The organism is Brachybacterium phenoliresistens (assembly GCF_039530785.1).
Lineage (GTDB): Bacteria > Actinomycetota > Actinomycetes > Actinomycetales > Dermabacteraceae > Brachybacterium > Brachybacterium phenoliresistens.
In genome coordinates, this window is sequence record NZ_BAAAOW010000009.1 from 76,708 (window position 1) to 102,814 (window position 26,107).

The following is a 26,107-nucleotide window of genomic DNA, read 5'->3' on the forward strand; positions in this document are numbered from 1 at the left end:
CGGGACGGGGTCACTTGATGCCGGTGGTGGCGAAGCCCTTGACGAGGAACCTCTGGCCCACCAGGAACACGAGGAACAGCGGGACCAGCGAGAGGATCGACATCGCGAACATCGCGCCCCAGTTCGAGGTGCCCTGCGAGTCCAGGAACGACTGCAGCGCCAGCGGCACCGTGAAGTTCTCGGGCGTGGTCAGGTAGATGAGGGAGCCGAAGAAGTCGTTCCACATCCACATGAAGGTGAAGATCGTCGTCGTCGCGAGGGCCGGCAGCATGAGCGGCAGGATCACCTGGAAGAAGATCCGGAAATGGCCGCAGCCGTCGATGCGCGCCGCCTCATCGAGCTCGCGGGGGATGCCGCGGATGAACTGCACCATGAGGAACACGAAGAACGCGTCGGTCGCGAGGAACTTCGGCAGGACCAGCGGGACCAGGGTGTTCACCCAGCCGGTCTGGGAGAACATGATGTACTGCGGCACGATCACGACGTGGATCGGCAGCATGAGCGTCATGAGCATGATGGCGAACGCGATGTTCCGGCCCCAGAACCGCAGCCGCGCGAAGGCGTAGGCGGTCAGCGAGCAGGCCACCAGGTTGCCGATCACGCAGCCCAGCACCAGCAGCGTCGAGTTGATGAGGTAGTGCGAGAAGGGCTGCGCCAGCGCGTTCCAGCCGTCGACGTAGTTGGAGACGTCGAAGCTCAGCGGGAGCAGCGAGGGATTGCGGAAGATCTCGTCGTTGGGCCGCAGGGAGGAGACGATCATCCACAGCAGCGGATAGATCATGACCAGGCTGACCGCGATCATCACGATGTGCTTGATCACCGAGCGCGTCGGATTCGTGCGGCGCACCCGCAGGGCGGGAGCGGCGGCCGGGGCGGGGGCGGTGGCGGTGGAATCAGTCATCGTAGAACACCCAGAACTTGGAGACGAAGAAGTTGATCGCGGTGAAGATCGCGACGATGGCCAGCAGCAGCCACGCCATCGCCGAGGCGTAGCCCATGTCGAACTGGGTGAAGCCCTTCTGGTACAGGTACAGGGTGTAGAAGAGCGTGGAGTCCGAGGGCCCGCCCGTCCCGCCCGAGACCACGAACGCCTGGGTGAACGACTGGAACGCGTTGATGACCTGGAGCACCACGTTGAAGAAGATGATCGGGGTCAGCAGCGGGATCGTGATGTGGAAGAACTGGTGGAGCTTCGAGGCGCCGTCCACTCCGGCCGCCTCGTAGTACATCTGCGGGATCTGCCGCAGCCCCGCCAGGAAGATGATCATCGGCGAGCCGAACGTCCACACGTGCAGCAGGATGATCGTGCCCAGCGCCGTGTCCGGGTTGGAGACCCAGCCGGGCAGGTTCGTGAAGCCGATCGCCTCCAGCAGCTGGTTGACCAGGCCGCCGGCGCCGAACATCTGCCGCCACAGGATCGAGATGGCGACCGATCCGCCCAGCAGCGAGGGCAGGTAGAACACCGAGCGGTAGAAGGACAGGCCCTTCATGCCCTGGTTCAGCAGCACCGCCAGCAGCAGCGCCACGATGAGCTGCAGCGGCGTCCCCACGAGCACGTAGATGAACGTGACCGCGAGGGACTTGTGCAGCCGGGTGTCGCCGATCATCTCCTTGTAGTTGTCCAGCCCGGTGAACTCCGGCGGGGCGATCAGGCTGTAGTCGGTGAAGGAGAGCACGAACGAGGCGATCATCGGCAGGATGGTGATGACCAGCAGGCCGATCAGCCACGGCGCCATGAACGCCAGGCCGGCCCGGTTGTCCGGGTGCTTCTCCTTCGGACCGCCCGCGGAGCGGCGCTTGGCCAGGGAGGCGAGCTCGCCCACGGCGCTCATGCGATCCCTCCCGGGGGCGGGGTGCTGATGATGGTCATGTTGCTCCTCGGTCGATGGGGGTCTGCGCGATGCCGGCCGCTCAGGCCAGCGCCGCGTTCAGCTCGTCGACGAGCCGCTGGCCGCCGGCGGCGGCATCGATGGTCCCGAACAGCAGGTCCTCGCTGACGCGGGTGAGGATCGCCTCGAACTCGCCGCCGCCCTGCGGGGTGATGGCCGGCGGCTCGCCCAGCTCGGACTCGACGGAGTCGAGGTACTCCACGGCCATGACGTTGGCCGCGTCGAGCTCCGGCGTGATCGCCTCGCGCACGTCGAGATTGCCGGGCACGCCGCGCTCGACGGAGAGGATCTTGCCGGCGTCGGGCGAGTTCACGAGGAAGTCCACGAACTTCACCGCGGCCTCGGGATCGGCGGTCTTCGCCGAGACCGACCAGTACATCGAGGCCTTGTACCAGAGCTGGACGTCCTTGGAGCTGCCGGTCATCGACGGCGGGCGCAGCACCTTCACCCCGCCGGGGACCAGCGCGTCATGGGCGACGACCTGGTTGGACCAGACCATCGTGATGCCGATCTTGCCGGTGGCGAACAGGGACTGGTCCATGGACTTGGAGGCGTCCTCCACGGAGACGGAGGCGTCGGGGCAGGCCTTGGTGTCCTGGAGCGACTTGCCCCACTCCAGGAACTGGGTGGCGGCCGCGGCGTCGAAGCCGACGCCCTCGGCGTTGTACTGGTCCTGGCCCAGCTGGCGCACGTAGAGCTGGAAGACGCCCTGCACGCCACCCATCTGGGACATGCCGTAGGTGCCGTCGGGGGTGGCCTCGGTGATCTGCGCGGCCAGCTGCGCCATCGACTCCCAGGTCCACGTGGAGTCGTCGGGCAGCTCGACGCCCGCCTCCTCGAAGACGGCGGGGTTCACGATGATGGACACGGCGTTCAGCCCCGCGTTGATGGCCATCAGCCCCTTGTCGGGGACCTCGCCCACCTCGACGGTGCCCGGGGCGAACTTGCTGGTGTCCAGGCCGGCCTCGGCGAGGTCCAGCAGGGCGCCGCGCTGCCCGTACTCGGAGAGGTACTTCTCGTCCATCTGGATGATGTCGGGCATGTCGCCGCCGGCGGTCTGGGTGGCGAGCTTGTCCCAGTAGCCGCTCCACTCCCCCGGCTCGGCCGAGATCGTCACGGAGTCGTCCACGCTCTTGTACGCCTCGATGACGTTGGCGGTGTTCTCGTTGCGCGTCGGGTTGCCCCACCAGGCGAAGCGGAGCGTGCCCGAGCCGCCGTCGGATCCGCCGCTGCCGCCGGAGCCCGAGTTGGGCCCGCAGGCGGCGAGGGCGACGAGGGCGGGGGCTGCGGCCCCGAGGGCGATGGTCTGGCGCCTGGTGAACATGAGATCTCCTCTGATCTGCCGGCTCGGCCCGGAGGCACGAGCTCGTAGTGTCGGACGGCGGGGGTCCCGCACGGTGCCGGGCGACGACTTCGGCGCATCCGGCTGCCTGACGGAACGGAACCACATGTGGGGAGGAAACTCCCGCATGGTGATCGGATCGTGATGAAAGGTTTCATATCGGGCGTCCGACGCCGGGTCGGTCGCCGCGTCCCCGCCGGGGGAGACGGGGCGGAGCAGTGCTTCGAGGGACCAGGAAAGCGCTTGACGGGTCGCTTGTCAACCTCCACACTGGACTCACCCACTCCGGGCCGCCGCTGCCCCGGACCCGACGGAGGCCGATGATGACCACTCGACGCACTGCTCTCGCCCTGCTCGCCGCCGCAGGCGCCCTTCCCGCCCTCGCCGCCTGCGGGCCCAACGCCGGCTCGGGCGGGGACGGCGGCGGCGGCGCCGTGCGCATCTACTGGTGGGGCGGCGATCTGCGCAACTCGATGACGAACGAGGCGCTGGACCTGTTCTCCCAGTCCCACGAGGACATCCCGGTCTCCCCCGAGTACTCCGAATGGACCGGCTACTGGGACAAGCTCGCCACCCAGACCGCCGGCGGCGCCATGCCCGACCTGCTGCAGATGGACGAGTCGTACATCGACTCCTACGGCACCCGCTCCACGCTGCTGGACCTCGAGACGGTCTCCGACCAGCTCGACCTCAGCGCGATGGATGCCGCGGTGCTGGACACCGGTCGTCTGGCCGACGGCACCCTGGTGGGCGCCCCGCTGGGCATCGGCATCTTCTCCGTCGGCGTGAACACCGCGATCCTCGAGAAGGCCGGGATCCCCCTGCCCGATGACACGACCTGGACCTGGGACGAGTTCCTCGCCCTGTCCCAGCAGGTCACCGACTGGGCCAAGGGCGCCGGCGAGGACGTCTACGGCTTCGACTTCTTCGGCCGCGGCGCCGCCGAACTGGGCGCCTGGGCCCGCCAGAGCGGGGAGCAGCTGTTCCCCCGCGAGGGCGAGTCGCCGCTGACCGCGCAGACCGTCACCGAGTTCCTCGAGTACTCCGCGAAGCTCGTCGAGGTCGGCGCCGTGCCTGCGGTCTCCGAGCAGGTCGAGGACGGGGCCGCCGGCGTCGAGCAGGGCCGCTTCGGCAACAACCGCGCCGCCTTCCATCTCCAGTTCCACTCCCAGGTGCAGACCTTCATGGCCTCCTCCGGCTCGCCGATGACGCTGCTGCGCCTTCCCGCGCGCACCAGCGGCGACCACCAGATGGTCAACAAGGCCTCCATGTACTGGTCGATCAGCGCGAAGTCCGCCAGCCCCGAGAACGCCGCGACCCTGATGGACTTCCTCCTGCGCGATCTCGAGTGCGCGAAGATCCTCCGCCTCGAGCGCGGCGTGACCTCGTTCCCGGAGGTCCAGGACTCCCTCGAGTCCGTGCTCGACGAGAGCGAGATGATCGTCCTGGACTTCGCCCGCGACATGCAGGCCGAGGTGGTCCCCCCGCCGATGGTCACCCCCGCCTCGGGCGTGTCCTTCGGCGACGAGTTCACCCGCATGGCCGAGGAGGCGCTCTTCGGCACGCGCCCCGCGGCGGAGGTCGCCGAGGAGATCGTCGCCAGCCTGGAGGGCATGCAGCCGAAGGCCTGAGCGTCCCTCCCTCCCCCGACCGGCCCTCCCCCGACCGGCCCTGCCCCGACCGCGCGCCCGCACCTCAGGAGCCCCCGTGTCCCGTCGTCGCCCTGTCCCGCTCCCGCGCCGCAGCGCCCTCGCCCTGGGCGCGGCGGCGCCGGCCCTGGCGACCCTCGCCGCCTGCAACCCGAACCGCTCGGCGGGCCGGGACGCCGAGGCTCCGCTGCGCTTCTCCTGGTGGGGCAACCCCGAGCGCGCCGCCACCACGCAGGAGGTCATCGATCTCTTCGAGCAGCGCCACCCCGGGATCACCATCTCCCCGGAGCCCGGGGACATCGCCGGCTACTTCGACCGGCTGGCCACCACCGCCGCGGCCGGGGACGAGCCGGACGTCATCACCATGGGCGGCGCCTACCCCGCCGAGTACGCCGCCCGCGACGTCCTGCTGGACCTGTCCAGCGTCTCGGACACGCTCGACCTGTCCACCATGGACGAGGCCGCCCGCCGCAACGGCCAGGTGGGCGGCACCCCGTTCGGCGTCACCACCGGCATCAACGCCCTGGCGATGGTGATGGACCCCGCCGTGATCGAGGCGGCCGGGCTCGAGGCCCCCGACGACACCGCCTGGACGTGGGACGAGTTCGTGGCGCTGTGCCAGGCCATCACCGAGGCCACCGAGGACGGCACCTTCGGCACCGGCACCACCCTCAGCCACGACTCCCTGGACCTGTGGGCGCGCCAGCACGGGGAGATCCTCTACACCGAGGACGGCGCCCTGGGCCTGACGGTCCCCACCGTGCAGTCCTTCCTCGAGTTCTCGAAGTCCCTCGTGGACACGGGCGCCGGGCCCGCAGCGGACGTCCTGGTCGAGCTCACCGACGTCGGCCCCGAGCAGACCCTCATCGGCCGAGGACGGGCCGCCTTCATGCTGACCTGGTCGAGCTCGCTGACCGCGCTGGCCACCGCCTCGGGAGCGGACCTGCAGCTGGTGCGGATCCCCGGGGAGTCCGCCCGGCCGGGGGTCTGGCTGCAGTCCTCGCAGCTGTACACGATCTCCGCGCGCACCGCCTCCCCCGAGAACGCCGCCGCCTTCGTCGACTTCCTGGTCAACGACCCCGACGCCGGACGGCTGATCCTCACCGACCGCGGCGTCCCGGCCGTCGCCGCCGTCCGCGAGGCGATCCTCCCCGAGCTGTCGGAGACCGCCCAGCGGGAGGTCGCCTACATCGACGACCTCTCCACCCTGGACCTCCAGCCCACCTGGGTGGGGCCGGCGGGCTCGACGGCGATCGAGGAGATCACCCCGCGCTACCAGTCCGAGGTGCTCTTCGGCCGCATGACCCCGGCCGATGCCGCGCAGGGCTGGTTCGACGAGGCCACCGCCGCCGTCTCCGGCTGACCGTGTCCGGGCGGGCGGGGCGGCGACCGGCCGCCCCGGCAGGAGGCGGCCACGCCCCGTTCACCGCGGCGCCACCCGAGGCCGATAGCGTGCGGCCATGTCCCTGGCCGACCTCGCCATCTCCCTGATGGAGGCCCTCGGCGGGCCGGGCATCGCCCTGGTGATCGCCGCCGAAGCGCTCTTCCCCCCGGTGCCCGGGGAGTTCCTGCTCCCCTTCGCCGGGGTCACGGCGGCCGCGACCGGGCAGAACGTGCTGGTGCCGATCTTCTGGACGACGCTCGGCTCGGTCCTCGGCGGGCTGCTCGTGTACGGCGCCGGCCGGGCGCTGGGCCTGCGCCGCACCCGGGCGCTGGTCGCGCGGATCCCCCTGCTGGACGCGGCCGACGTCGACACCGCCGTGCGCTTCTTCGACCGCTTCGGCTTCCCCGCGGTGATGCTGGCCCGGTTCGTGCCGATGGTGCGCACCTTCATCTCCGTCCCCGCAGGCATCGAGCGCATGCGCGTGATCAGCTTCGTCGCGGCGACGGGGCTGGGCTCGGGGATCTGGAACGCCGCCTTCGTCCTGGCCGGCTATCTCTTCGGGATCGCGGGAGGCGAGGCCCTGGAGTCCTTCGTGCGCACCTACTCGCTGGTCCTGGCGGTGGTCGGGTTGCTGGGGATCGCCGTGTTCGCGCGCCGCCGGCTGCGCGCACGGCGTAGCGTGAGCAGGGACGCCGCAGGCTGAGCGTGCCCGCGGCGCTCCCCGCCGCCGCGACCCGGCCCCGCCGCCCCGACCCGACTGCCCGGCCCGACCATCGGCCGCCCGCACCCCTGGAGGACCCGCATGCGCGCAGAGCGCCTGACCGATTCCATCTGCTACCACGCCGAAGGGCCGTTCTGGTCCTCGACCTGGGGCGGGCTGCGCTGGGTGGACCTGCTCGCGGGCGACGTGATGTCCCTGCGCGAGGACGGCTCCGCCGAGCGCCGCGCGACGGGCTCGCCCGTGGTCGCGTGCGTGCGGCCCCGCGCCGGCGGCGGCGCCGTGCTCGCGGTCGAGAAGGGCTTCGCCCTCGAGGACCCGGAGGGCGCGGTCACCGTGCTGCCCCCGCTGTGGGACGCGGCGATCCGCATGAACGAGGGCGCCGTCGCCCCGGACGGCTCCTTCCTGTGCGGGTCGATGGCCTACGGCGCGACCCCCGGCGCCGCCGCCCTGTGGCGCCTGCACCCCGACGGCCGCACCGAGCGGCTGCTGGAGGACCTCACCATCTCCAACGGGCTGGCGTTCACCGCCGACGGCTCCCGCGCCTACTACGTGGACACCCCCACCGGCCGCGTGGACGTCATGGACTGGGACGACGCCGCGGGCCTGGTCGACCGCCGCCCCTTCGCCGATGTGGCATCGCTGGGCGTGGACGGCCACCCGGACGGCCTCACCCTGGACGCCGCCGGCCACGTCTGGGTGGCCCTGCACTCCGGCAGCGCCGTCATCGGGCTGGACGGCGAGGGCCGTCTCGCCGAGCGCATCGAGGTGGGCGCCCGCCAGGTCACCGCCTGCGCCTTCGGCGGCGAGGACCTGCGCACCCTGTTCATCACCACCAGCCGCGAGGGTCTCGACGCGGACGACGACCCGCAGGCCGGCTCCCTGTTCACGGCCGTCCCGGGTGTCCAGGGCGCGACGGACGAGCGCGCCTTCACCGGCTGATGGAGCCCGCGGACGTCGGCCGCTGGTTCTCCACCGCGAGCCCGCTCGCCACCGCCCGCGGCCTGCGCGGGAGAGCCTGGGGCCCGCTGCCCAGCGAGCTCTACGGCCGGCAGAGCCCGCCCGCCGAGCTCGACGCGGCCCTCGAGATCCTGTCCGGCGCCCGGACCTGCGTGCTGACCGGTGCGGGCATGTCCACCGCCTCCGGCCTGCCGGACTACCGCGGCCGCGACGCGGTGCCGCGCAGCCCCATGACCTACCAGGAGTTCACCGGCTCCGATCTGGCCCGACGGCGCTACTGGGCGCGCTCGACGGTGGGGTGGACGCGCTTCGCCGCCGCCCGCCCCAACCCCGGGCACGACGCCCTGGCCCGGCTCGGCCCGCTGCTGCCGGTGCACGGCATCATCACCCAGAACGTCGATGACCTGCACCGCCGCGCCGGCTCGTCCCCCGTCGTGGACCTGCACGGCCGGCTGGACGCCGTGCGGTGCCTGGGGTGCGACGCCCTCACCTCGCGCACGGTCCTGCACGAGCGGCTGCTGGCGATGAACCCGGAGATCGCCGCCCGGCTGCCGCAGCTGGCGGCCGATGCCGCGAGCGCGCCCGACGGCGACGCCGAGGTCGACCGCACCGACGCCTTCCGCTACCCGCCCTGCGGGCTCTGCGGCGGCGTGCTGAAACCCGATGTCGTCTTCTTCGGCGAATCGGCCCGCCCGGAGACGGTGCGCCGCGCGATGGCGATCCTCGAGGAGTCCGGCGCGCTGCTGGTGCTCGGCTCGAGCCTCACCGCCTGGTCGGGGCTGCGCTTCGTGCGTGCCGCCGAGCGGGCCGGGACCCCGGTGGTGATCCTCAACGACGGCCCCACCCGCGGCGACGTCCACGCGCGCCTGCGCCTGCACGGCCGCATCGAGTCGGTCCTGGCCCGCTGGGAGTCCCGCCTCGCCGCGGCCGGCTAGGGCGAGCCCGCCCCGGCCGGCCAGGGCGAGCCCGCCGCATACCGCGCCTCCCGGCCGATCCACCCCCGAACACGAACAGTCACCGGGCGATCCATCCGCGGGGCGCGAAGGGTTCGCCAGGTGACTGTCCGTGAGCTCGAGAGCCGGTTCACGCGGGGAGCTGCCGGGTGAGCAGCCCCGCGGCCGGCCCGCAGCCGATCAGGCGGTGGCGGTCCCGGCCTTGGCCGCCTTCTGCGCCTCGTGGGACTCGTCGATCTCGCCGTGGGCGGTCTCGAAGTCCGCGAGGACCTCGGCCGAGGGCGGCCGGGTGGCCAGGCTGACCACGATGGTCAGCACGAGCGAGACCAGGAAGCCGGGGATGATCTCGTACAGCGCCGAGTCCAGCAGGCCGAACAGGGTGCCCAGCTCGGTCTTGCCCCAGACGAAGGCGACCACGGCACCGGAGATCATGCCCACGATCGCGCCGGGCGCCGTGAGGCGGCGCCAGAACAGCGACAGGATCACGAGCGGCCCGAAGGCGGAGCCGAAGCCCGCCCAGGCGAAGCCGACCAGGTCCAGGATGGTGTTGTTCCGCTGGATCGCGAGGATGCCCGCGACCAGGGAGACGACCAGCACGCCGATGCGGCCGAACCACAGCTCGGCCTTCGCCGAGGAGCGCTTGCCGAAGATGCCCAGCAGGTCCTCCACCAGCGCAGAGCTGGTGACGATGAGCTGGCTGGAGATGGTCGACATGATCGCGGCGAGCACCGCGGCCAGCAGGAACCCGGCGATCAGCGGGTGGAACAGGAACTGCGAGAGGTCCAGGAACACGGACTCGCCGTTCTCGGCGTCGGTGAGGACGGCGCCGGGGTTCTGCTGGAAGTACGCCAGGCCGGACATGGCGGTGAGGATCGCGCCGACCACGCACAGGATCATCCAGCCGATGCCGAAGGTCGCACCGTACTTCGCGTCCTTCGAGCTGCGCAGGGCCATGAAGCGGACGATGATGTGGGGCTGGCCGAAGTAGCCCAGGCCCCAGGCCAGGTTCGAGATCACGGCGATCACGCTGACGCCGGCGATCATGGAGCCGAACTGCGGGTTCGCCTCGTGCACGGAGGTCATCATCTCGGCCGGGCCGCCGACCACGATGACCGCGGTGATCGGCACGGCGATGAGCGCCAGCAGCATGATCGAGCCCTGCACCATGTCGGTGTAGGTCGCGCCGAGGAAGCCGCCGAACAGGGTGTAGAGGACGGTGATGCCGGCGACCACCAGCATGCCCACGACGTACGAGCCGCCGAAGGTGGACTGGAAGAAGATGCCGCCGGCGACCATGCCGGAGGACACGTAGAAGGTGAAGAACACCAGGACCACCACGCCGGCCGCGACGCGCAGCACGCGGCTGCGGTCCTGCAGGCGGTTCTCGAAGAAGCTCGGCAGGGTGATCGAGTTCTTGGCGACCTGCGTGTACTTGCGCAGCCGCGGGGCCACGAAGATCCAGTTCAGGGCCGCACCGACGGTCAGGCCGATGGCGATCCACGCCTCGACCATGCCGGTGATGTAGAGGGCGCCGGGCAGGCCCATGAGGAGCCACCCGGACATGTCCGAGGCGCCGGCGGACAGCGCCGCCGTGAACGGGTGCAGTCCGCGCCCGCCCAGCATGTAGTCGTCGCCGTCGGTCGTCTTGCGGTAGGCGTACAGGCCGATCGCGAGCATCACCGCGAAGTAGACGCCCACGGCGATGATCTTGTACGTCAAATCCATTATTTCTCCGAAATCTCTGGGAGCACGGGGTCGCGTCACGCTAACGCATCGAGCGACGCGACGAAACCCGGGCCCCGGGATAATGAGGCAGGATCGTGACATGAGCACCGCGACGACCGCTGCCCCGATCGACCTCAACGCGGACCTCGGCGAGGGCCTCGGCGCCTGGTCCATGGGCGACGACCAGGCGATGCTGCAGGTCGTCACCACGGCGAACGTGGCCTGCGGCGGGCACGCCGGAGATCCGGGCACGATGCGCCGCTGCGCGGCGATGGCTGCGGCGGCCGATGTCGCGATCACCGCGCATGTCTCCTATCCGGATCTGGCGGGATTCGGGAGACGATTTCTCGACATTTCCGCCGATGACCTGCGGAATCTGGTCCTCGTCCAGGTCGGTGCGCTGCAGGCGATCGCCCGGGCGGAGGGCACGCGGGTGCGGGGCGTGAAACCGCACGGCGCGCTCTACAACGCCCTGGCCCATCACGAGGCGCAGGCGGGCGCGGTGGTGGCCGCGCTCGCGGATCTGGGCGGGCAGCTGGCGCTGGTCGCCGCCCCCGGCTCGGTGGCCGCGCGCCGCGCGCAGGAGGAGGGCATCCCGGTGGTCCTGGAGGCCTTCGCCGACCGAGGCTACCGATCGGACGGGACGCTGGTGCCGCGCGGCGAACCGGGAGCTCTGCTGACCGACACTTCGCAGGTCCTCGAGCGCGTGCTCGGGATCGCGCGCGAGCACGGGGTGCGGGCGGTGGACGGCAGCTGGGTGCGGCTCGGGGCGCGCAGCGTGTGCCTGCACGGGGACACGCCGGGGGCGGTGGAGCTCGCCCGGGCGGTGCGCTCCGGCCTGGAGGATGCGGGCATCCCCCTCGGCCCGGCGATCCCGTGACCCCGCGCCGCGCTCCAGGCCGATCGGCGCAGCAGCCGCCGGGTCCGTCCCGGATCGGCCCGTCGGCCGCAGCGGGAGACGGCCCGGAGAGCCTGCGCCCGCGGGCCGTGCATCGCGCCGGCGCCCGCGCCTGGCTCGCCGAGTACGCCGGCACGCCCGACGTGCTCGCCGCGGCGCGCGCCCTGCGGAAGGCTCCGCCCCGCGGGATGGTCGATCTGGTCCCCGCCGAGCGGACCCTGCTGCTGTCCGCCGCCGACCCGCTGGACATGCCGGGGCTGCGCCGCCGCCTCGAGTCCCTGCGCCCTGCGCCCGACGCGATGGCGGCTCCCGCCGCCGAGGTCGAGATCCCCGTCGTCTACGACGGGGAGGACCTCGCCGATCTCGCCGCGCAGCTCGGCATGACCTCCGAGGCGCTGGTGGCGGCGCACGGGGCCGAGACCTGGACGGCGGCCTTCGGTGGCTTCGCCCCGGGCTTCGCGTACCTCCTTCCGGAGGGCGAGGGGCTCGGCGAGGTGCCCCGGCGCGCCGAGCCCCGCCCCCGCGTCCCCGCCGGATCGGTGGCGCTGGCCGCGCGCTACAGCGGCGTGTATCCGCGCTCCTCCCCCGGCGGCTGGCAGCTGATCGGCCGCACGGAGGCCCGGCTGTGGGCACCCGAGCGGGAGGACTCCCCCGCGCTGCTCTCCCCCGGCACCTCGGTGCGCTTCCGCGCGGTGCGTGCCGGGGCGCGGCTCTCCGCGCGCCGCGCGGGCGGGGAGGCAGGGCGCTCCGCCGCCTCCCGCACCGATCCCCGGACCGGCGCCCGCGCCCCGTCCTCCGGGCGTCCGGCGGCCGATGTCCTGCGGGTGCTGTTCGCGGGCCCGCTGCTGCTGGTGGAGGATGCCGGGCGGCCCGGCTATGCGGACCTGGGGGTGGGCCGGTCCGGGGCGGCCGATCACGGCGCTCTCGTCCAGGCGAACGTCGCGGTGGGGAACCCGCCCTCGGCGAGCGCGCTCGAGCTGCTGCTGGGTCCCGCGTCCTTCGTCGCGCAGCGGGCGGTGGTGCTGAGCGTCGCCGGCGCCCCGGCCGAGCTGACCGTGCACCGGGCAGGCTCGGAGGCCGGCGCCGATGCGGACGGCCAGGTCCCGGCTCTGCGGGTGCCGAGGGGCCGTGCCGTCGCCCTGGATGCCGGGGACCGGCTCGACATCGGCGCCGTCCGCCGCGGGCTGCGCGTGGTGATCGCCGTGCGCGGCGGGGTGGAGGCGGGCGAGGGCCCCGTGCTCGGGTCCTGGGCGCGCGACACGCTCTCCGGGCTCGGCCCGGCACCGCTCGCGGCCGGCGACCGGATCGGGGCAGGCCCCACCATCGGCCTGGACGCCGTTCCCGCGCCGCCTCTCGACGCCGAGGCGGAAGACGACGCCGAGGCCGATCCGCAGAGCATCGACCCCGGAGCCGACGCCGGCCCCGATGCCGATGCCGATGCCGATGCCGATGCCGGTGCCGATGCGATCGTGCTCCCCGTGGCTCTCGGCCCGCGGGCGGAGCTGCTCGGCGCGGAGGCTGTCGCCGCGCTGACCGGGCGGACCTGGCATGTACGACCGGACTCGGACCGCGTGGGGGTGCGGCTGGACGGCATGCCGCTTCCGGTCCCCTCGGGGGCGGGCACGCTGCCCAGCGAGGCCATCGTCCCCGGCTCCGTGCAGGTCCCGCCGTCCGGGCTGCCGGTGGTGTTCGGTCGCGACCACCCGGCCACGGGCGGGTACCCGGTGGTGGGCGTCGTCGCCGAGTCCGGGCTCGACCTGCTGGCCCAGGCCCCGCCGGGAACGGCGGTGCGCTTCCGCGCCGTTCCGGAGGCTTGACGGAGCAGGCATGAACGCCATCTCCCGAGAGGAAGCCATGAACAGATGCACCCGCCGTACGCTCCTGATCGCCGGCCCGGTCATGCTCACCGGCGTCATGTCTTCGTGCGGCCCCCGAGAGGAGATAGGCGCCGGAATGTCCGGTTCCCGCGCAACGATCTACGACTCGCTCGACTCAATGCGGGCAAACTGCGACCTAGTCGTAAAAGCGATCGTTGACTCATACGCAAATGGTGAACGAACATTGCTGGACGGCGACACTTTATCAACGACCGAAGTGCGGGTAATAGTTGAAGATTATTCGTCACCTGAACCCCAGGGAAGCGATAGCGAACTCCTCCCGACGTCGTTTCCTGAGCTGATCGTCATCCAGCATGGCTCGCCTGACATGCAGGAAACGCCAGCACCGATCCTGGAACTGGGAAAAACGTACATTCTATTCCGAAATCAGACGCAACCGGCTGGTCAAGATTCGGAAAAGTTCTTCATCGCCGGAGGCGACGCCGGCATCTACCTGCAGGAAGTGACACTCAACCTAGCAACCGAAGAATCTTTCAGATCAATCGGGGAGAGTGGGGACAACATCCCGGAATCGGCGACAATCGACGAGCTTTTCGGCCGGTAGCTCCAGCACCCATTAACCGACTGCCGGGAAAACGGCCAGACACAGCGATGGACCGAAGCGCCGAAGGTGAGGGTCAAGCAATCGACAGGACGCCGTCCGCAAATGAGTACGATAGCAGAACGGAGGCAGAGCCCACCGGCCAGACGAGCCGCGGCAGAGTCGGCCGCAGGACGAGGGTCGGGGTCAGCCGCCGAAGCCGATGAGGTCGGCCGGCTCCTCGCCGCGCAGGACGCGCATCGCGGTCAGGGCCCGGCGGGAGCCCCAGGTGCTGAGCATGTGCAGCTGCGACTCCTCGACCAGGCGCCATTCCTCGAGCTCGGACTCCTGCAGCACGACCTCGCGCTCGAGGACGTCGGACGGGATGACGCCGCCGTCGAAGACGAAGTGGACGCCCATCGGCCGCCCGGACTCCGCGAGGGCCGGCAGCCAGTTCACGGTCAGCAGCCGCCCGACCTCGATGTCCAGGCCCAGCTCCTCGCGCACCTCCCGGCGCGCGGTCATGCGGACGTCCTCGTCCGGGTCGACGTGCCCGCCGGGCAGCAGCCAGTGGTCGCGGTAGCTGGGCTTCTCGATGAGCACCCGGTCCCGCTCATCGCGCAGGATCACCGACCCGGAGGAGTACACCTTGGGGAGGGAGGCGAAGAAGACGGGATCGGGAAGCAGCTCGGCCATGGCGTCATGCTCGCACAGCCTGCCGGGGCGAAGCGTGCGACTCCAGCACGGGCAGGCGGGAACGTACTGGTCTGAGCGGACCACGGCGATCCGGGCGACGTCGCGGCCGGAGCCCACGGCAATCGGGCACTGACCGGCGCGGTGGCAGGATCGCCCCGACCACCCCGCCGAATGAGAGTCCCGGCATGGGAGCTCCGAACGGAGCGACGATGGGTCCGACGAGCGCTACTCCGGAACCGACCCCACACCGCCCTGCACGCAGGCGGTCCGGTCGTTGCGAACCTGGTCGAGGGGAACGCTGCGCCCGTCCTCGAAGACCGCAAACCCCTCCGGAGCGGTCCTCCGCTTCGATTCCGGGGGAAGGATCATGGCGGGGTAGCTTCTCAGCACAGTGCCGACCATGACCACCACCTCCTCGTCGAGCACAGAAGGCTCCCCGTACTGGATGGAGTACAGCCGTCCATCCACCGGGGCTCCGCCACGAAGTGCGACGCGAGGGTCGGCGAGGACGAAGCCCGCGCCGCCACCCATCGCGTCAGGCGGCATCGCATAGATCTCGGTCACGAGGCCGAAGCAATCCGGAATGACAAATCGAAGGGTCGAAGAATCATAATAGTACGCGATCTCGTGAGAAACCCCGTCCGCGGGCTCGTCGTCGCGGTCACCCGGCAAGTCCTCTATGAAGACACAGCCCGCCAGGACCAGGCAGGAGGCCGCCGTGAGGACTCCTATCCGAAGAGGGCGCCGTCGCCATGCTCGCACGTCTCGCCCCCTTTCGCGATGACCTGAAGCTCGAACGACTCCCCGGCGCCGTTGAGGAACACGTTCGCATCCTCAGGCCAATGAGCTTCTTCGACGCCGACCCATTGGATGATGCGTCCCACCGTCTGCGAACGGACATCCACGTAGAGGTCCAGCGTCGTGTCGTAGGAGCCGTCAGATTCTCGGAACGCCGAACCTCCGAGCACAGACGGCCCGCGCTCCTCGGAGACCTCGCCGAGCCCCCACCACGTGGGCCTCGTGTCCGACCCTCCGCCCGCAAGGCGAATCCTCGTGCTGGAGTACCAGACGGCGCCGTTGCACTCCGGAATGGCGGCTGTCAGGACTCCGTCGTCGACCCGAAGGCCGCACAGCCGCTCGGTCCACGGGAGATCGACGGTGCGGCTGATATCCCGGGATCGAGGCCCGCACGAGCTCATCAGTGCGCCGACGACGAGCGACGAGCCACCGAACAGCAGCGTGCGCCGTCGTACGCGTCGGGCATCCGGCACGGCCGTGAGAGGACGGTTCACGACACTTCCACCGTCGACATCCAGAGCCGCTGGACCCACGGGTCCTGGGCATTCATCCGCACCGCAGGTTCCTCCACCCACTCGCGGCATCGCTGCCGCTCCACCCCCTCCGGGGCCGGAGATTGAGCACAGTATGCTCACAGCGAACCTGCAGGCCATGACCACATCAGGTCACAGTTGCGTCACGCCGCGGCAGCTCTCCTCCGTGGCTCGGCCATGGCGTCATGCTCGCACAGCAGGCTGGCGCGACGGACCTCAGACCGCGCCGACGGATCGGGCCAGCTCCACCCAGTCGCAGGGGTGCGGGCCCGCCAGGTCCTGGCGGAACCGTGCCACCGTGCGTGCCTGCGCCACCATCTCCCCCACCAGGTCGTCGCGGCCCCAGCACAGGAGATAGTCCACGGGCGGCGGGGCGACGTCCTCCGGCAGCCGGGCGGAGATGCCCCAGAGGTCCCGGGCGAGCAGCGGGCAGGCCGCTTCCGGCTCCTGCAGCAGCGCGAGCAGGGGCAGGGCGTGCTCCTCGACGGCATCGGCGATCTCCTGCGCTGTCCGGTCGCGCTGCGGGTCCCCGATCTCCCAGCGCCGCCCCTGCGCACGGGAGGTCAGCAGCCCCAGCGGCACCGACAGGACGCTCCCCTGTTCCGCCGGAAGATCGTGCTCCCGGCGCCACCGCCCCAGCCGCTGCGCGGTGACCTGCACGTGCACGATCGCGGGGACGGAGCGGGTGCCGGTCGGCCGCGAGGGCAGCTGAAGGGTCAGGCGCAGGGCGAAACCGTCGTCCCCCGCCCATGTCAGCGCGCTCGCCCCCGCGCGGCAGGGCCGGCTGCTCGCCTCCGCGATCAGGGGGACCAGCGCCGCCTGGGCCTCTCGCGCCGCAGTCATCGCCGGTTCGCGCCGCGGAACGGCGGCGCGGGAGGACGGAGGGTCATGCCGGACAGTCTGCCCCACCTCGCGCGATCGGCACCATCGGTTCGCGCGGATCCTCTGGATCTGCGGACCTCCGTCGCGGGCGCACAGGTGGGAGCATGACCCCATGAGCGCACCGCAGCAGTCCGCCGCCCCCGCCGTCCCCGACACCGCCGTCCGCGACACCGCCGACTCCGCCCCGGCCGACTCCGCCTCCGGGGCTGCGTCCCCGTCCGCGCCCGAGGCCGCCTACGACGTGATCGTCCTCGGCGGCGGGCCCGTCGGCGAGAACGCCGCCCAGTACGCGATCGAGGATACCGACCTCACCGCCGCGATCGTCGAGGAGGCCCTGCTGGGCGGGGAGTGCTCGTACTACGCGTGCATGCCCTCGAAGGCGCTGCTGCGCCCGATCGACGTCGCCCGCACCACCGAGACGCTGCCGGGCGTGGCGACCGCGGCCCTCGAGCCCGAGGCGCTGCTCGCGCGGCGCGACGACTGGGTCTCCCACTACGACGATGCCGGCCAGGCGCGCTGGGCCGCGGGAGCGGGGCTGGCCCTCGAGCGGGGCCACGGACGGCTGGTCGGCGAGCGCCGCGTCGAGGTCCTCGCGGCCGACGGCACGCGGCGCGTGCTCGCGGCCCGCCACGCGGTGGTCCTCGCCACCGGCAGCGAGGCCGCGATCCCCGGCCCGCTGCAGGGGATCGAGCCGTGGACCTCGCGCGATGCGACGGGCGTGGTGGAGGTGCCGGAGCGTCTGGTGATCATCGGCGGCGGGGTGGTGGCCTGCGAGGCGGCGACCTGGATGCGGGCGCTCGGCTCATCGGTGACGATGCTGGTGCGCGGGGATGCGCTGCTGTCCTCGGCGGAGCCCTTCGCGGGCGAGGCCGTCGCGGAGGCACTCGAGGGCGCCGGGGTCCGGATCGTGCGCGGGGCGCGCGTCGCGCAGGCCCATCGGCCGCAGGCCGAGGCGACCGGGCTGGGGCGGGTCCACGGCGGGCCGGTGACCCTGCGCTGCGAGGACGGCACCGAGCACGAGGCCGACGAGGTCCTCGTGGCCACCGGCCGCCGGCCCCGGCTGCGGGACGTGGGCCTGGAGAGCATCGGCCTCGACGCGGACGATGTGCTCGCCGGCCGCCTCCCGGCCTGGCTGCACGCCGTCGGCGATGCGAGCGGCGAGGCGCCGCTGACCCACTGGGGCAAGCACCGCGCCCGGGTGGTCGGGGCGCGGATCGCGGCCGCCGCGACCGGGACGCAGCCGCCCTTCGAGGTGCCGGACGCCCCGGTGCCGCAGGTCGTGTTCACCGATCCGCAGGTCGCGAGCGTCGGCGAGACGGAGGCGCAGGCCCGGGAGCGGGGCGCCGAGGTCGTCACCGCGCAGGTGCCCTTCGGGGCCGCGGCCGGGACCGCGCTGCTGCGGGACGCGGTGCCCGGACGGGCGCAGATCGTCGTGGACCGCGCCACGGGGCTGCTGCTCGGGGCGGCCTTCGTCGGCCCGGAAGCCGCTGAGCTCGTCCACGCCGCGACCGTCGCGATCACCGGGCGGGTGCCGGTCGCCGTGCTGCGCCACGCCGTGGCGTCCTACCCGACGGCCTCCGAGCTGTGGCTGCGGCTGCTCGAGGAGCTTCCGCGCGAGCTGCGCGCTCCCGTCGGCCCGCCGGTCAGCGCGCCAGGCCGTTGATCCGGGCCCGGGCCTCCTGCGGGGAGGCGCCGACGCTGCGCTCGGGCAGGGCGACGCCCTGCAGCGCCGCGGCGTGCGGGACGCCCTGGGCGGCGAGGCCCTGCTGCAGCTGCGCGGTGATCACCTCGGGGCGGCCGGAGTAGGCGAAGGCCCACATCTTGCCGCCGCGCACCGTGTCCGCGGCGGTGTCGAACATGCCCCCGCCGAGGGCGGAGCCCTCCCGGGCCTGGGCGGCGGTGGGCCCGTCCAGGAGGATCCCGCGCCGGGACTGCGGGAAGTAGAACAGGGTCGAGCCGTAGCTGCGACCGGTCGCGCGGGAGAAGCGGCCGATGTCCTCGACACAGGTCACGCCGCGTGGCTCGATCGCGCGGTACGGGATCGCGTAGGGCGGCATGCCGGGGAAGAAGCGGCCGATGAGCAGGCCGCCCTCGCACAGCACGAGGCGCACATCCGTGAGCACCCACCAGGCGATCCCCGTGGCCAGCAGCGGCACGGAGATCCCGGCGACCTTCCCCGCCACGGGCACGGTCTGGTTCAGGGACACCGCCGCGACGATCACCAGCACGATGCCCACGAACAGCAGATGCCACCACAGCGGGAACGCCTGGCGGTAGCTGTGCAGCGGGCGGCCCAGGCCGCGGCGCCGGGCGACGCGGGCGGCCTTTCCCACCCTCACGCCTCCTCGTCGCGCCGCACGAACCAGGCCGCGAGGTCCGTCAGCTCCTCCCGGGAGACGGGCTTCAGGGTCAGCCGCGGGGTCTCGCTCTCGAGGTCCTCGGCCTGCTGGGCGAGGACCTCCGTGGTGGTGGCGTAGACCGTCAGCTGCTTGACGTCGTCGGTGCGGGTGTCGAGCGCGGACAGGATCGTGATGGCGCGGGCATCGGCCAGCCGCTGCGCGAACCGCCCGCCCGGGGCGAGGTCGCCCTCCTCGAGCAGGGTCGGCTCCCCGGACTCGCCCGCCGCCGCGTCCTGGTCCACCAGGGTGATCATCCGCGCGGGCACGGCCTCGGGACGCAGGACCCGGAAGACGTGCATGCCGGAGGCGGTGACCTCCTCCTCGAGGATGCCCTCGCGGTGCACGTAGTAGTAGAGGCGATGGGTCTGCGGCCCGGCCTCGCCCTGGACCTGGCGCTCGGCCGAGCAGAGCACGTCGGCGGTGCGGCGCAGCACGCTGCAGCCGTTGATGGCGGGGTCCACCAGCCAGCGCCTCTCCCCCGTGTCCAGGTCCTGTCCGAGCGCGACCTGGCCGGAGGCGAGCAGGGAGCGCAGGCCTGCGGTCGCCGCCACGGCGCGGTCCTGCTCGTGCAGCTCGAGCCATGGCAGCGCCGTCAGCTGGCGGCGCAGGTGCCCGTCCACGCCGACGATCTGCTCGTCGCTGAGGGTGATGATGTCCTGCGGCTCGTCGCCGTCCTCGATGCGCTGCAGCAGGGCGAGGGCGCAGGCCGCGTCGTACGTGGTGTACGCGATGGGGGCGTCGGCGTCCTCGCTGCGGCCCACGCCGTAGGGGAACTCGGGCGAGGCGGGGGCGGGCGTCGCGGTCTCGGTCATGGGAGGTCCTCGTGCAGATCTCGACAGGCGGCGGGCGGGTTCAGCATGTCAGAAGAGCGATCCGATCGCTCCCAGCGGGTCGTCGACGAAGTCGCCCACCGCGTCGGTGGTCGCATCCCACGCATCGCCGACGGCCTCGGTCGTGGAGTCCCAGGCGTCGCCGACGAACTCGGTGGTCGCGTCCCACGCCTGCCCGGCGGTCTCGGTGATCGAGTCCCAGTTCTCCACGATGTACTTCCCGGCGTCGATCGCCAGGGACACGCCGCCGGCGACGAGGCCGACGCCCGCGACGATCGGGGCCGCCGGGCCGCAGAACGGCGCGGCCAGCAGCAGCCCGCCGCTGAGGGTGCTCAGGCCGCCGGCGGCGATGTCCCAGCCGTCCTCCGCGGTGACCATCTGGTGGATGCCCATGCCGATATCGAGCACCGGCAGCGCCTTGCCGAGGAACCTCCCCGCCCCCTTGACGATCCCGGAGTCGAGGATCCCCGAGGCCATATCGGCCATCCGCGTCCAGCCCCTGCCCTGCAGGAACTCCATGATCCCGCGCGCCGGGCCGCGGGTCTTGTCCACGAGCTCGTCGATGAACTGCTGGTTGATCAGCCCCTTGAGGCCCTCGAACCCGGCCTTGCCCAGGGCGGAGAGCTCGGAGAACAGGCGGAACGCCTTGAAGGCGCCGTGGAACTTCTTGGCCGCGGAGAGCAGACCCTTCAGCCCGTCCCCGAGCGAGGAGAACAGGTCGCCGATCGAGTCCAGCAGCCCGCCGCCCTCGCTGCCCGGGTCCGAGGCCTGGTCCTGCTGCTCGGCCTGGTCCTCCAGCTCGGGCCGGCGCCGGGCGATGCCCTCGACCGCGTCGGAGATGCGCGCGCTGGTGGCCGTCCAGCGGTCCCGGAACGCCTCGGCATCCGGCCCCGCCCACACTTCCGGGCGCATGACGGCGGTCTCCATCTGCGCCCGCAGCTCCTCGAGCCGTCGGCTGCGCGTCTCGAAGACCCCTGCCATCTCCCGCAGCGCGTCGGTGTCCGCTCCCAGGAAGGTCGCCATGTCCCGCTCCTCGTCGTCCGATGCCGGACGCTGTGCCGTCCGTCGCGGACCACCCTAGGAAGACCGGCGTCCCGGGGCCATGGGGAGGAGTCCCCATGGCACGCCTCTGGCTCACCGCCCCCCGGGCTGTTCCTCAGCGGGCTCACCGGGACAGCTGGTTCGCTCCTCGGTGGCGATCATCGCCTCCCGGCAGGTGGCGAGGCTCAGCCAGGCATGGGCGCATCGATGCTCGCGGACCACTCGCGGATCGCATCGCGCTCGCTCTCGTCGCAGACGTATCCGTAGCCGACCTCCACGGAGTCGGTCTCCAGCGTCCATTCGTCGTAGTAGGTGAGGGCGTAGCAGTCAGCCATCAGCTCTACGCTGCCCTGGAACAGCCCCTGCTCGAGCAGCTCGTCGTATTCGCTGGACCCATCGTCGAATCTGGCGCGATCCGCTCGCTGGTAGACGTGTGCCAGTTCATGCTGAACGGTCATCTGTATGTCCCATTCCCCGGTGAACGAGTCTTCGGGCTGGAGATGGACAGTGAGCGCGTCCGCCCCGAGGACGCAGCCGAACGTGGTCCAGCCTTCCCTCTCGCTCTGCGCGCACACGGCATCTGCGTCCCAGCGGATATCGATGAGTCCGTCCCCGGCCTCGTCGACGAGACCCTCGCTGAGGGAACCCGAGCTGTTGGCGGCGCGATCCGCCGCGGCGTCGACGTGCTGCTCCAGGTCCTCGCGACGCCGCTGCGCCTCCTGCGCCACGGTCTGCGCCGAGAACTCGTTGGTGCCCACCGATGCCGCCCGGTCCTCCAGCCGTGCGTACTGGCCGGGAAGGGTCACCAGCGGAGCAGCGGGATTGCCCTCCAGCTCCGCCACGAGCTCGTAGTATCGCTCCCGCTCCGCGTCGAAGATCGCCAGCTGCTCGTCGACCGCGGGGTCACCGGAACCGCCCGAGGGCGAGGGGTGATTGCCACCGGCTGCGGGGCGATCGGATCCGTCGGGCGAGAGCAGCGCGCCGGCACCGAGGATCACCATCGCCACCAGCACGAGCACCAGCGTGGAGCATCCGCACCCTGCGAGACATCCTCCGATCCCACCACGTCGCGGCGGCGTCCGAGGAGCAAGGGGCGGGCGGCCGGGCGGCGGAAAGCCGGCGGGCGGGCGGCCATACCGCCTCGGAGCAGCAGGCGCCGCGGGCGGGCGAGCCATGCCGTGCGGGTTCACCGAGGCGATCCAGCGGCGCAGGGCCGGATGGGTGCGCGGGTTCGCCGCGATGACGGCGTGAAGATCCCAGCGGCGGCCGGCCAGATCCGCCAGTTCCTGAGGGGAAGTCCTGGGGTCCCCGGCGATGTACCGTTCCCGATCCCCCTGTGCCACCATGCGGGCCACTATACGGAGCCGCCGCAGGGCGCAGCCGCCCTTCGAGGTCCCGGACGCCCCGACGGCAGCCTCCCCCACCGCAGAGGGCTGCGCCGCCCATCGCAGACGGAGCGGCGCAGCCCATCGGACGCATGATCGTGCTCAGGCCGCGGTGTAGCCGCCGTCGATCGAGAGGACCGAGCCGGTCACGAAGCTGCTCGCATCCGAGGCCAGGTAGACGGCCGCGCCGCCGAGCTCGTGGGGCTCGCCCGGGCGGGACATCGGGGTCATCAGCATCCACTGGTCGATCTGCGGGCCGCCGGCCTCGAAGAACTCGCGGGTGAGCTCGGTCTTCATGTACCCGGGGGCGATCGCGTTGACCCGCACCCCGCGGTCCGCCCACTCGAGGGCCGCGCTGCGGGTGAGGTTGTGGACGGCGGCCTTGGAGGCGTTGTAGGACGCCTGGGCCTGGGGGACGTTGGCGATGATGCCGCTCATCGAGCCGGTGTTGATGATGCTGCCGCTGCCGCGCTCGAGCATGTGGCGGCCCACGGCCTGCAGCACGTGGAAGACGCCGTCGAGGTTCAGCGCCATGACCTTGCGCCAGTTCTCGGCGGTCACGTCCTCGAGGTTCTGGTGGATGACCATGCCGGCGTTGTTGAGCAGGATGTGGATCCCGCCGAACTCGGCGACGACATCGGCCACGACCGCGTCGACGGCATCGGGCGAGGTGACGTCGACGTGGCGGTAGCCGGTGCGCACGCCGGCGGATTCGGCCAGCTCGGCGGCCGCCTTCTCGCCGACGGCGTCGTCGATGTCCGCCAGCACGATGTCGGCGCCGTGCTCGGCGAGGGCCCAGGCCATCGCCAGGCCGAGGCCCTTGGCGCCGCCGGTGACGAGGGCGGTGCGGCCGGTCAGGTCGAACAGGGGGGAGATCGGGGTGGGCATGGTGGCTCCGTTCGTGGAAGGCGAGGTGTGCGGGAGTGCGGCGGTGGGAGGCGGGGACGGGGGCGGGGCGGGCCGCCCCGGGGCGGAGGGACCGGGACGGTGCCCTCAGGCGCGGACGGCATCGGCCTCCGGGACCGGGCCGTGCAGCCGGGGCTGATGGACCTTGAGGAAGAAGGTCATCACGAAGGCGCAGCCGTAGAGGGCGACGAAGGCCCAGACCACCCCGACGTCCCCGCCCCAGGGGCGGACCAGGGCGACCACGGCGGAGCCGAGGAAGGTCGCACCGCCGGCGGCGGTGGTGTACATGGCCATCGCCGCACCCTTGTGCTGCGGGGCCAGCGCCGGCATGATCGCGCCGAGCGGCACGAAGCCGGCCAGCAGGATGCCGAAGACGGTGCCCGCCGCGACCGCGACGACGAAGCCCCAGTCCGAGCCGGCCGGCACCCAGTGCGGCACGTACCACCAGGCCAGCAGGCCGATGGCGGAGCCGACGATGCCGAACCAGCGCACCGTGGTGGTCCAGCCGATCCTGTCGCCGAGCGCCCCGAAGGCGGCGTTGAACAGGATGTTGCCGGCGAAGATCACCGAGGTCATGAGCAGCCAGCGGGACTGGCCCCAGCCCAGGGTGTCGGCGATGACGGTGGGCAGGATGATGAACATGCCGAACTGCGGGGCGGTGTTGATCAGGCGGGTCAGGAAGCCCATCATCACGCGGCGGTTGGTGGCGGCGAGGGTGACGCCGGACAGGATCACCCGGGCGGCGCTCTCCCCCGCGGGGGCCAGGCGCTTGTCGCCGTGCTCCTCGCGGACGCCGAGGCGGGCGATGAGGAATCCGGCGATGACGATCGCGGTCGAGGCGATCATCGTCCAGCGCTCCCCGCCGAGCCCGCCGCCCAGACCCGGGATCAGCACGATCGCGACCAGGGAGCCGATGGTCGGCATGCCGCCGGTGAACATGACGTAGAACCAGCCGACCGCCGCGCCGTTGCGCTCCTTGTTCACCACGGTGTTGATCCACACCAGGAACGCGAAGGCGAACAGCGGGAAGCCGAAGCCGCGCACCGCGTAGGTGAGGAAGATCAGCGGCACGGAGCCGGTGGCCAGCGCGCCGACGAAGGCGGCCTGGAAGACGACCCACACCGTGACGCCCAGCAGCATGACGCGCCGCGGGCCCCACAGGTCCGACAGCGCCCCGGCGAGGTAGGAGCCGATCAGGGCCGACAGGCTGTACACGGTGATGATGGTGGCGGCGAGGTTGATCTTGTCGTCGCCGCCGCCGAGGACGTTCGCGATGTGCGGGGAGACGAAGTTCGTCTCCACGCCGTTGCCCGTCATGAAGACGAGCACGCCCAGGAAGCCCCAGCGCAGGGCGTGGGGGATGCCGAGCCGGTCCAGGAAGGACTCCTGGTCGGTGCCGGGGATCGGGGCGGCCGATGCCGGCGAGGAGGTGGAGGTCGAGCTCATGGGGGCACTCCTTCGTGCGGGGAGGGACGGCGACGACTCAGGAGCCGGGGACGATGGAGACCTTGACGGAGGCGCCGGAGGAGTCGCCGACGGTGTCCAGCGCGGTCTGGAAGTCCTCCAGGCCGAACTGGTGGGTGCAGATCTCCTCCATCGGCAGCACCCCGGACTCGATGATCTTGATGGCGGCCGGCCAGCAGTTCGGCCCCAGGTGTGCGCCGAGGACGTCGAGCTCCTTGTCGTCGGAGATGATCGACCAGTCGACGGTGACGTCGTCCTTGAACACGGAGTACTCCACGAAGCGGCCCAGCTTGCGCAGCAGGGTCAGCCCCTGCTTCACGGCGCTGGGGTGGCCGGTGCACTCGATGTAGACGTCGGCGCCGTAGCCGCCGGTCAGGGCGCGGATCTCCTCGACCACGTCGACCTTCCCGGGGTTCAGGGTGAGGTCGGCGCCGCACTTCTTCGCCAGGGCGAGCTTGTCGTCGTCGAAGTCGAGGGCGATGACCTGCTTGGGGGTCTTGTGGCTCGCGCCGATCACCGCGCCGAGGCCGATGGGCCCGCAGCCGGCGACCACGACGACGTCGTCGAAGGTGATCTGCGCGCGCTCGACGGCGTGCAAGGAGCAGGACAGCGGCTCGGAGAAGGCGGCGTGGTGGGCGGGGATGTCGCCGGAGACCCTGTGGGCGCGGGCGAGGCTCGGCACGATCATGTACTCGGCCATGGCCCCGTCGTAGTGCTTGAAGCCGAACATGTCGTGGGGGCCGCACATCCAGTACCAGCCGCGGGTGCAGTACATGCACTCGCCGCAGGGGACGATCTGCTCGCAGGCGATGCGGTCGCCGAGGGAGACGCCGTGGTGGGCCAGCGCCTCGTCGGATCCTGCGACGACCTCGCCGACGAGCTCGTGGCCGGGGGTGACGCCGGGCTGGACCCAGCGGTCGCGGTTCTCGTCGCCCCAGAACTTGGTGGCGCCGTGGTAGCACTTCAGGTCGCTCGCGCAGACGCCGACGGCCTCGACGCGGATCAGCAGCTCGTCGGCGGCGGGCGTGGGGACCTGCAGCTCCTCGAGGCGGTAGTCCTCGGGGGCATGCATCACGACGGCCTTCATGGTGGCGGGGATCTCGCGGGCCGGGGTCGCGGCGGTGGGGTCGGTCGCGGGGATCGTCTGGGTCTCGCTCATCGCGGTCATCTCCTTCGATGGGGTCCATCCCGTGGGGTCGGGCAGGGTCGAGGCTAGGCCCGTCACGGAACATCCGTC

24 protein-coding genes are annotated in these 26,107 nt (G+C 71.8%); 9 read left to right on the plus strand and 15 right to left on the minus strand.

Annotated features, from left to right (window positions below):
- Window positions 1–10: 10 nt before the first annotated feature.
- The 3 genes from ABD234_RS15980 to ABD234_RS15990 form a co-directional block, all read right to left on the minus strand.
- Window positions 11–901 carry a carbohydrate ABC transporter permease gene (locus ABD234_RS15980; RefSeq protein ID WP_038370633.1) on the minus strand — a complete coding sequence of 297 codons (891 nt, stop codon included), beginning with the start codon at window positions 899–901 and terminating at the stop codon, window positions 11–13.
- Window positions 894–1,832 (minus strand): carbohydrate ABC transporter permease, encoded by a 939-nt coding sequence (locus tag ABD234_RS15985; protein WP_038370631.1) that lies wholly within the window; start codon window positions 1,830–1,832, stop codon window positions 894–896. The genes ABD234_RS15980 and ABD234_RS15985 overlap by 8 nt, the downstream gene beginning before the upstream one ends.
- Before the next feature lie 79 nt (window positions 1,833–1,911).
- The gene (locus ABD234_RS15990) at window positions 1,912–3,213 is read right to left on the minus strand and encodes an ABC transporter substrate-binding protein (RefSeq protein ID WP_038370629.1); all 1,302 of its coding nucleotides are present in this window, start codon (window positions 3,211–3,213) and stop codon (window positions 1,912–1,914) included.
- 341 nt (window positions 3,214–3,554) lie between these two features.
- Between ABD234_RS15990 and ABD234_RS15995 the strand changes: the two genes are divergently transcribed.
- The 5 genes from ABD234_RS15995 to ABD234_RS16015 all read left to right on the plus strand — a co-directional run bounded on the left by ABD234_RS15995 (window position 3,555) and on the right by ABD234_RS16015 (window position 8,877).
- Entirely contained in the window at window positions 3,555–4,862 is a 1,308-nt protein-coding gene (locus ABD234_RS15995) for an ABC transporter substrate-binding protein (protein WP_344358335.1), read from the plus strand.
- Window positions 4,863–4,938: 76 nt separating this feature from the next.
- The gene (locus ABD234_RS16000; protein ID WP_344358338.1) at window positions 4,939–6,243 is read left to right on the plus strand and encodes an ABC transporter substrate-binding protein; all 1,305 of its coding nucleotides are present in this window, start codon (window positions 4,939–4,941) and stop codon (window positions 6,241–6,243) included.
- A 97-nt stretch (window positions 6,244–6,340) separates the two neighbouring features.
- A complete protein-coding gene (locus tag ABD234_RS16005) occupies window positions 6,341–6,967 on the plus strand; it encodes a DedA family protein (protein WP_344358341.1) in 627 nt (208 codons plus the stop codon).
- A gap of 99 nt (window positions 6,968–7,066) precedes the next feature.
- The gene (locus ABD234_RS16010; protein WP_344358343.1) at window positions 7,067–7,924 is read left to right on the plus strand and encodes an SMP-30/gluconolactonase/LRE family protein; all 858 of its coding nucleotides are present in this window, start codon (window positions 7,067–7,069) and stop codon (window positions 7,922–7,924) included.
- A complete protein-coding gene (locus ABD234_RS16015; protein ID WP_344358346.1) occupies window positions 7,924–8,877 on the plus strand; it encodes a Sir2 family NAD-dependent protein deacetylase in 954 nt (317 codons plus the stop codon). The genes ABD234_RS16010 and ABD234_RS16015 overlap by 1 nt, the downstream gene beginning before the upstream one ends.
- 198 nt (window positions 8,878–9,075) lie before the next feature.
- Here the strand turns inward: ABD234_RS16015 and putP are convergent, their stop codons facing one another.
- Entirely contained in the window at window positions 9,076–10,620 is a 1,545-nt protein-coding gene (putP, locus tag ABD234_RS16020) for a sodium/proline symporter PutP (RefSeq protein WP_344358348.1), read from the minus strand.
- A gap of 100 nt (window positions 10,621–10,720) precedes the next feature.
- Here putP and ABD234_RS16025 point away from each other — a divergent pair, with 100 nt between their 5' ends.
- The 3 genes from ABD234_RS16025 to ABD234_RS16035 all read left to right on the plus strand — a co-directional run bounded on the left by ABD234_RS16025 (window position 10,721) and on the right by ABD234_RS16035 (window position 13,960).
- A complete protein-coding gene (locus tag ABD234_RS16025; RefSeq protein ID WP_344358351.1) occupies window positions 10,721–11,500 on the plus strand; it encodes a LamB/YcsF family protein in 780 nt (259 codons plus the stop codon).
- 107 nt (window positions 11,501–11,607) lie between these two features.
- A complete protein-coding gene (locus ABD234_RS16030; RefSeq protein WP_344358354.1) occupies window positions 11,608–13,335 on the plus strand; it encodes a 5-oxoprolinase subunit B/C family protein in 1,728 nt (575 codons plus the stop codon).
- A gap of 10 nt (window positions 13,336–13,345) precedes the next feature.
- A complete protein-coding gene (locus ABD234_RS16035; protein WP_344358357.1) occupies window positions 13,346–13,960 on the plus strand; it encodes a hypothetical protein in 615 nt (204 codons plus the stop codon).
- A gap of 183 nt (window positions 13,961–14,143) precedes the next feature.
- Here ABD234_RS16035 and ABD234_RS16040 read toward each other — a convergent pair whose 3' ends face one another.
- From ABD234_RS16040 to ABD234_RS16055, 4 genes are all read right to left on the minus strand, one after another.
- The gene (locus tag ABD234_RS16040; protein ID WP_344358360.1) at window positions 14,144–14,632 is read right to left on the minus strand and encodes an NUDIX domain-containing protein; all 489 of its coding nucleotides are present in this window, start codon (window positions 14,630–14,632) and stop codon (window positions 14,144–14,146) included.
- A gap of 225 nt (window positions 14,633–14,857) precedes the next feature.
- Entirely contained in the window at window positions 14,858–15,196 is a 339-nt protein-coding gene (locus tag ABD234_RS16045) for a hypothetical protein (protein ID WP_344358362.1), read from the minus strand.
- Window positions 15,197–15,360: 164 nt separating this feature from the next.
- Window positions 15,361–15,924, minus strand: coding sequence for a hypothetical protein (locus ABD234_RS16050; RefSeq protein WP_344358365.1), 564 nt, complete (start codon window positions 15,922–15,924; stop codon window positions 15,361–15,363).
- 255 nt (window positions 15,925–16,179) lie between these two features.
- The gene (locus tag ABD234_RS16055; protein ID WP_344358368.1) at window positions 16,180–16,806 is read right to left on the minus strand and encodes a hypothetical protein; all 627 of its coding nucleotides are present in this window, start codon (window positions 16,804–16,806) and stop codon (window positions 16,180–16,182) included.
- Window positions 16,807–16,957: 151 nt separating this feature from the next.
- Between ABD234_RS16055 and ABD234_RS16060 the strand changes: the two genes are divergently transcribed.
- The gene (locus ABD234_RS16060; protein WP_344358371.1) at window positions 16,958–18,508 is read left to right on the plus strand and encodes a dihydrolipoyl dehydrogenase family protein; all 1,551 of its coding nucleotides are present in this window, start codon (window positions 16,958–16,960) and stop codon (window positions 18,506–18,508) included.
- Here the strand turns inward: ABD234_RS16060 and ABD234_RS16065 are convergent.
- The 7 genes from ABD234_RS16065 to ABD234_RS16095 form a co-directional block, all read right to left on the minus strand.
- Entirely contained in the window at window positions 18,489–19,184 is a 696-nt protein-coding gene (locus ABD234_RS16065; RefSeq protein WP_344358373.1) for a hypothetical protein, read from the minus strand. The two genes, ABD234_RS16060 and ABD234_RS16065, sit on opposite strands and share 20 nt — an antisense overlap.
- Window positions 19,181–20,056: a hypothetical protein gene (locus tag ABD234_RS16070; protein ID WP_344358375.1), complete on the minus strand. Its 876-nt coding sequence runs from the start codon at window positions 20,054–20,056 to the stop codon at window positions 19,181–19,183. The genes ABD234_RS16065 and ABD234_RS16070 overlap by 4 nt, the downstream gene beginning before the upstream one ends.
- A gap of 48 nt (window positions 20,057–20,104) precedes the next feature.
- The gene (locus tag ABD234_RS16075) at window positions 20,105–21,097 is read right to left on the minus strand and encodes a WXG100 family type VII secretion target (protein WP_344358377.1); all 993 of its coding nucleotides are present in this window, start codon (window positions 21,095–21,097) and stop codon (window positions 20,105–20,107) included.
- A 203-nt stretch (window positions 21,098–21,300) separates the two neighbouring features.
- Window positions 21,301–22,461 carry a variant leucine-rich repeat-containing protein gene (locus ABD234_RS16080; RefSeq protein ID WP_344358379.1) on the minus strand — a complete coding sequence of 387 codons (1,161 nt, stop codon included), beginning with the start codon at window positions 22,459–22,461 and terminating at the stop codon, window positions 21,301–21,303.
- Window positions 22,462–22,602: 141 nt separating this feature from the next.
- Window positions 22,603–23,388, minus strand: coding sequence for an SDR family oxidoreductase (locus ABD234_RS16085; RefSeq protein WP_344358382.1), 786 nt, complete (start codon window positions 23,386–23,388; stop codon window positions 22,603–22,605).
- Between the two features lie 105 nt (window positions 23,389–23,493).
- Window positions 23,494–24,852 carry an MFS transporter gene (locus ABD234_RS16090; RefSeq protein WP_038370613.1) on the minus strand — a complete coding sequence of 453 codons (1,359 nt, stop codon included), beginning with the start codon at window positions 24,850–24,852 and terminating at the stop codon, window positions 23,494–23,496.
- A gap of 37 nt (window positions 24,853–24,889) precedes the next feature.
- Complete coding sequence (locus tag ABD234_RS16095; protein ID WP_344358385.1) at window positions 24,890–26,029, minus strand: zinc-binding dehydrogenase; 1,140 nt, start codon at window positions 26,027–26,029, stop codon at window positions 24,890–24,892.
- Window positions 26,030–26,107 lie beyond the last annotated feature (78 nt).

Excerpts from the sequence above, each read along its gene's own strand:
- ABD234_RS15980 (WP_038370633.1), bottom strand. The coding sequence starts at position 901 with ATGACTGATTCCACCGCCACCGCCCCCGCCCCGGCCGCCGCTCCCGCC.
- ABD234_RS15995 (WP_344358335.1), top strand. The coding sequence starts at position 3,555 with ATGACCACTCGACGCACTGCTCTCGCCCTGCTCGCCGCCGCAGGCGCC.
- ABD234_RS16080 (WP_344358379.1), bottom strand. The coding sequence starts at position 22,461 with ATGGTGGCACAGGGGGATCGGGAACGGTACATCGCCGGGGACCCCAGG.
- putP (WP_344358348.1), bottom strand. The coding sequence starts at position 10,620 with ATGGATTTGACGTACAAGATCATCGCCGTGGGCGTCTACTTCGCGGTG.
- ABD234_RS16075 (WP_344358377.1), bottom strand. The coding sequence starts at position 21,097 with ATGGCGACCTTCCTGGGAGCGGACACCGACGCGCTGCGGGAGATGGCA.
- ABD234_RS16005 (WP_344358341.1), top strand. The coding sequence starts at position 6,341 with ATGTCCCTGGCCGACCTCGCCATCTCCCTGATGGAGGCCCTCGGCGGG.
- ABD234_RS16070 (WP_344358375.1), bottom strand. The coding sequence starts at position 20,056 with ATGACCGAGACCGCGACGCCCGCCCCCGCCTCGCCCGAGTTCCCCTAC.
- ABD234_RS16040 (WP_344358360.1), bottom strand. The coding sequence starts at position 14,632 with ATGGCCGAGCTGCTTCCCGATCCCGTCTTCTTCGCCTCCCTCCCCAAG.
- ABD234_RS16010 (WP_344358343.1), top strand. The coding sequence starts at position 7,067 with ATGCGCGCAGAGCGCCTGACCGATTCCATCTGCTACCACGCCGAAGGG.
- ABD234_RS16090 (WP_038370613.1), bottom strand. The coding sequence starts at position 24,852 with ATGAGCTCGACCTCCACCTCCTCGCCGGCATCGGCCGCCCCGATCCCC.
- ABD234_RS16025 (WP_344358351.1), top strand. The coding sequence starts at position 10,721 with ATGAGCACCGCGACGACCGCTGCCCCGATCGACCTCAACGCGGACCTC.
- ABD234_RS16055 (WP_344358368.1), bottom strand. The coding sequence starts at position 16,806 with ATGACTGCGGCGCGAGAGGCCCAGGCGGCGCTGGTCCCCCTGATCGCG.
- ABD234_RS16015 (WP_344358346.1), top strand. The coding sequence starts at position 7,924 with ATGGAGCCCGCGGACGTCGGCCGCTGGTTCTCCACCGCGAGCCCGCTC.
- ABD234_RS15990 (WP_038370629.1), bottom strand. The coding sequence starts at position 3,213 with ATGTTCACCAGGCGCCAGACCATCGCCCTCGGGGCCGCAGCCCCCGCC.
- ABD234_RS16035 (WP_344358357.1), top strand. The coding sequence starts at position 13,346 with ATGAACGCCATCTCCCGAGAGGAAGCCATGAACAGATGCACCCGCCGT.
- ABD234_RS15985 (WP_038370631.1), bottom strand. The coding sequence starts at position 1,832 with ATGAGCGCCGTGGGCGAGCTCGCCTCCCTGGCCAAGCGCCGCTCCGCG.
- ABD234_RS16085 (WP_344358382.1), bottom strand. The coding sequence starts at position 23,388 with ATGCCCACCCCGATCTCCCCCCTGTTCGACCTGACCGGCCGCACCGCC.
- ABD234_RS16060 (WP_344358371.1), top strand. The coding sequence starts at position 16,958 with ATGAGCGCACCGCAGCAGTCCGCCGCCCCCGCCGTCCCCGACACCGCC.
- ABD234_RS16095 (WP_344358385.1), bottom strand. The coding sequence starts at position 26,029 with ATGAGCGAGACCCAGACGATCCCCGCGACCGACCCCACCGCCGCGACC.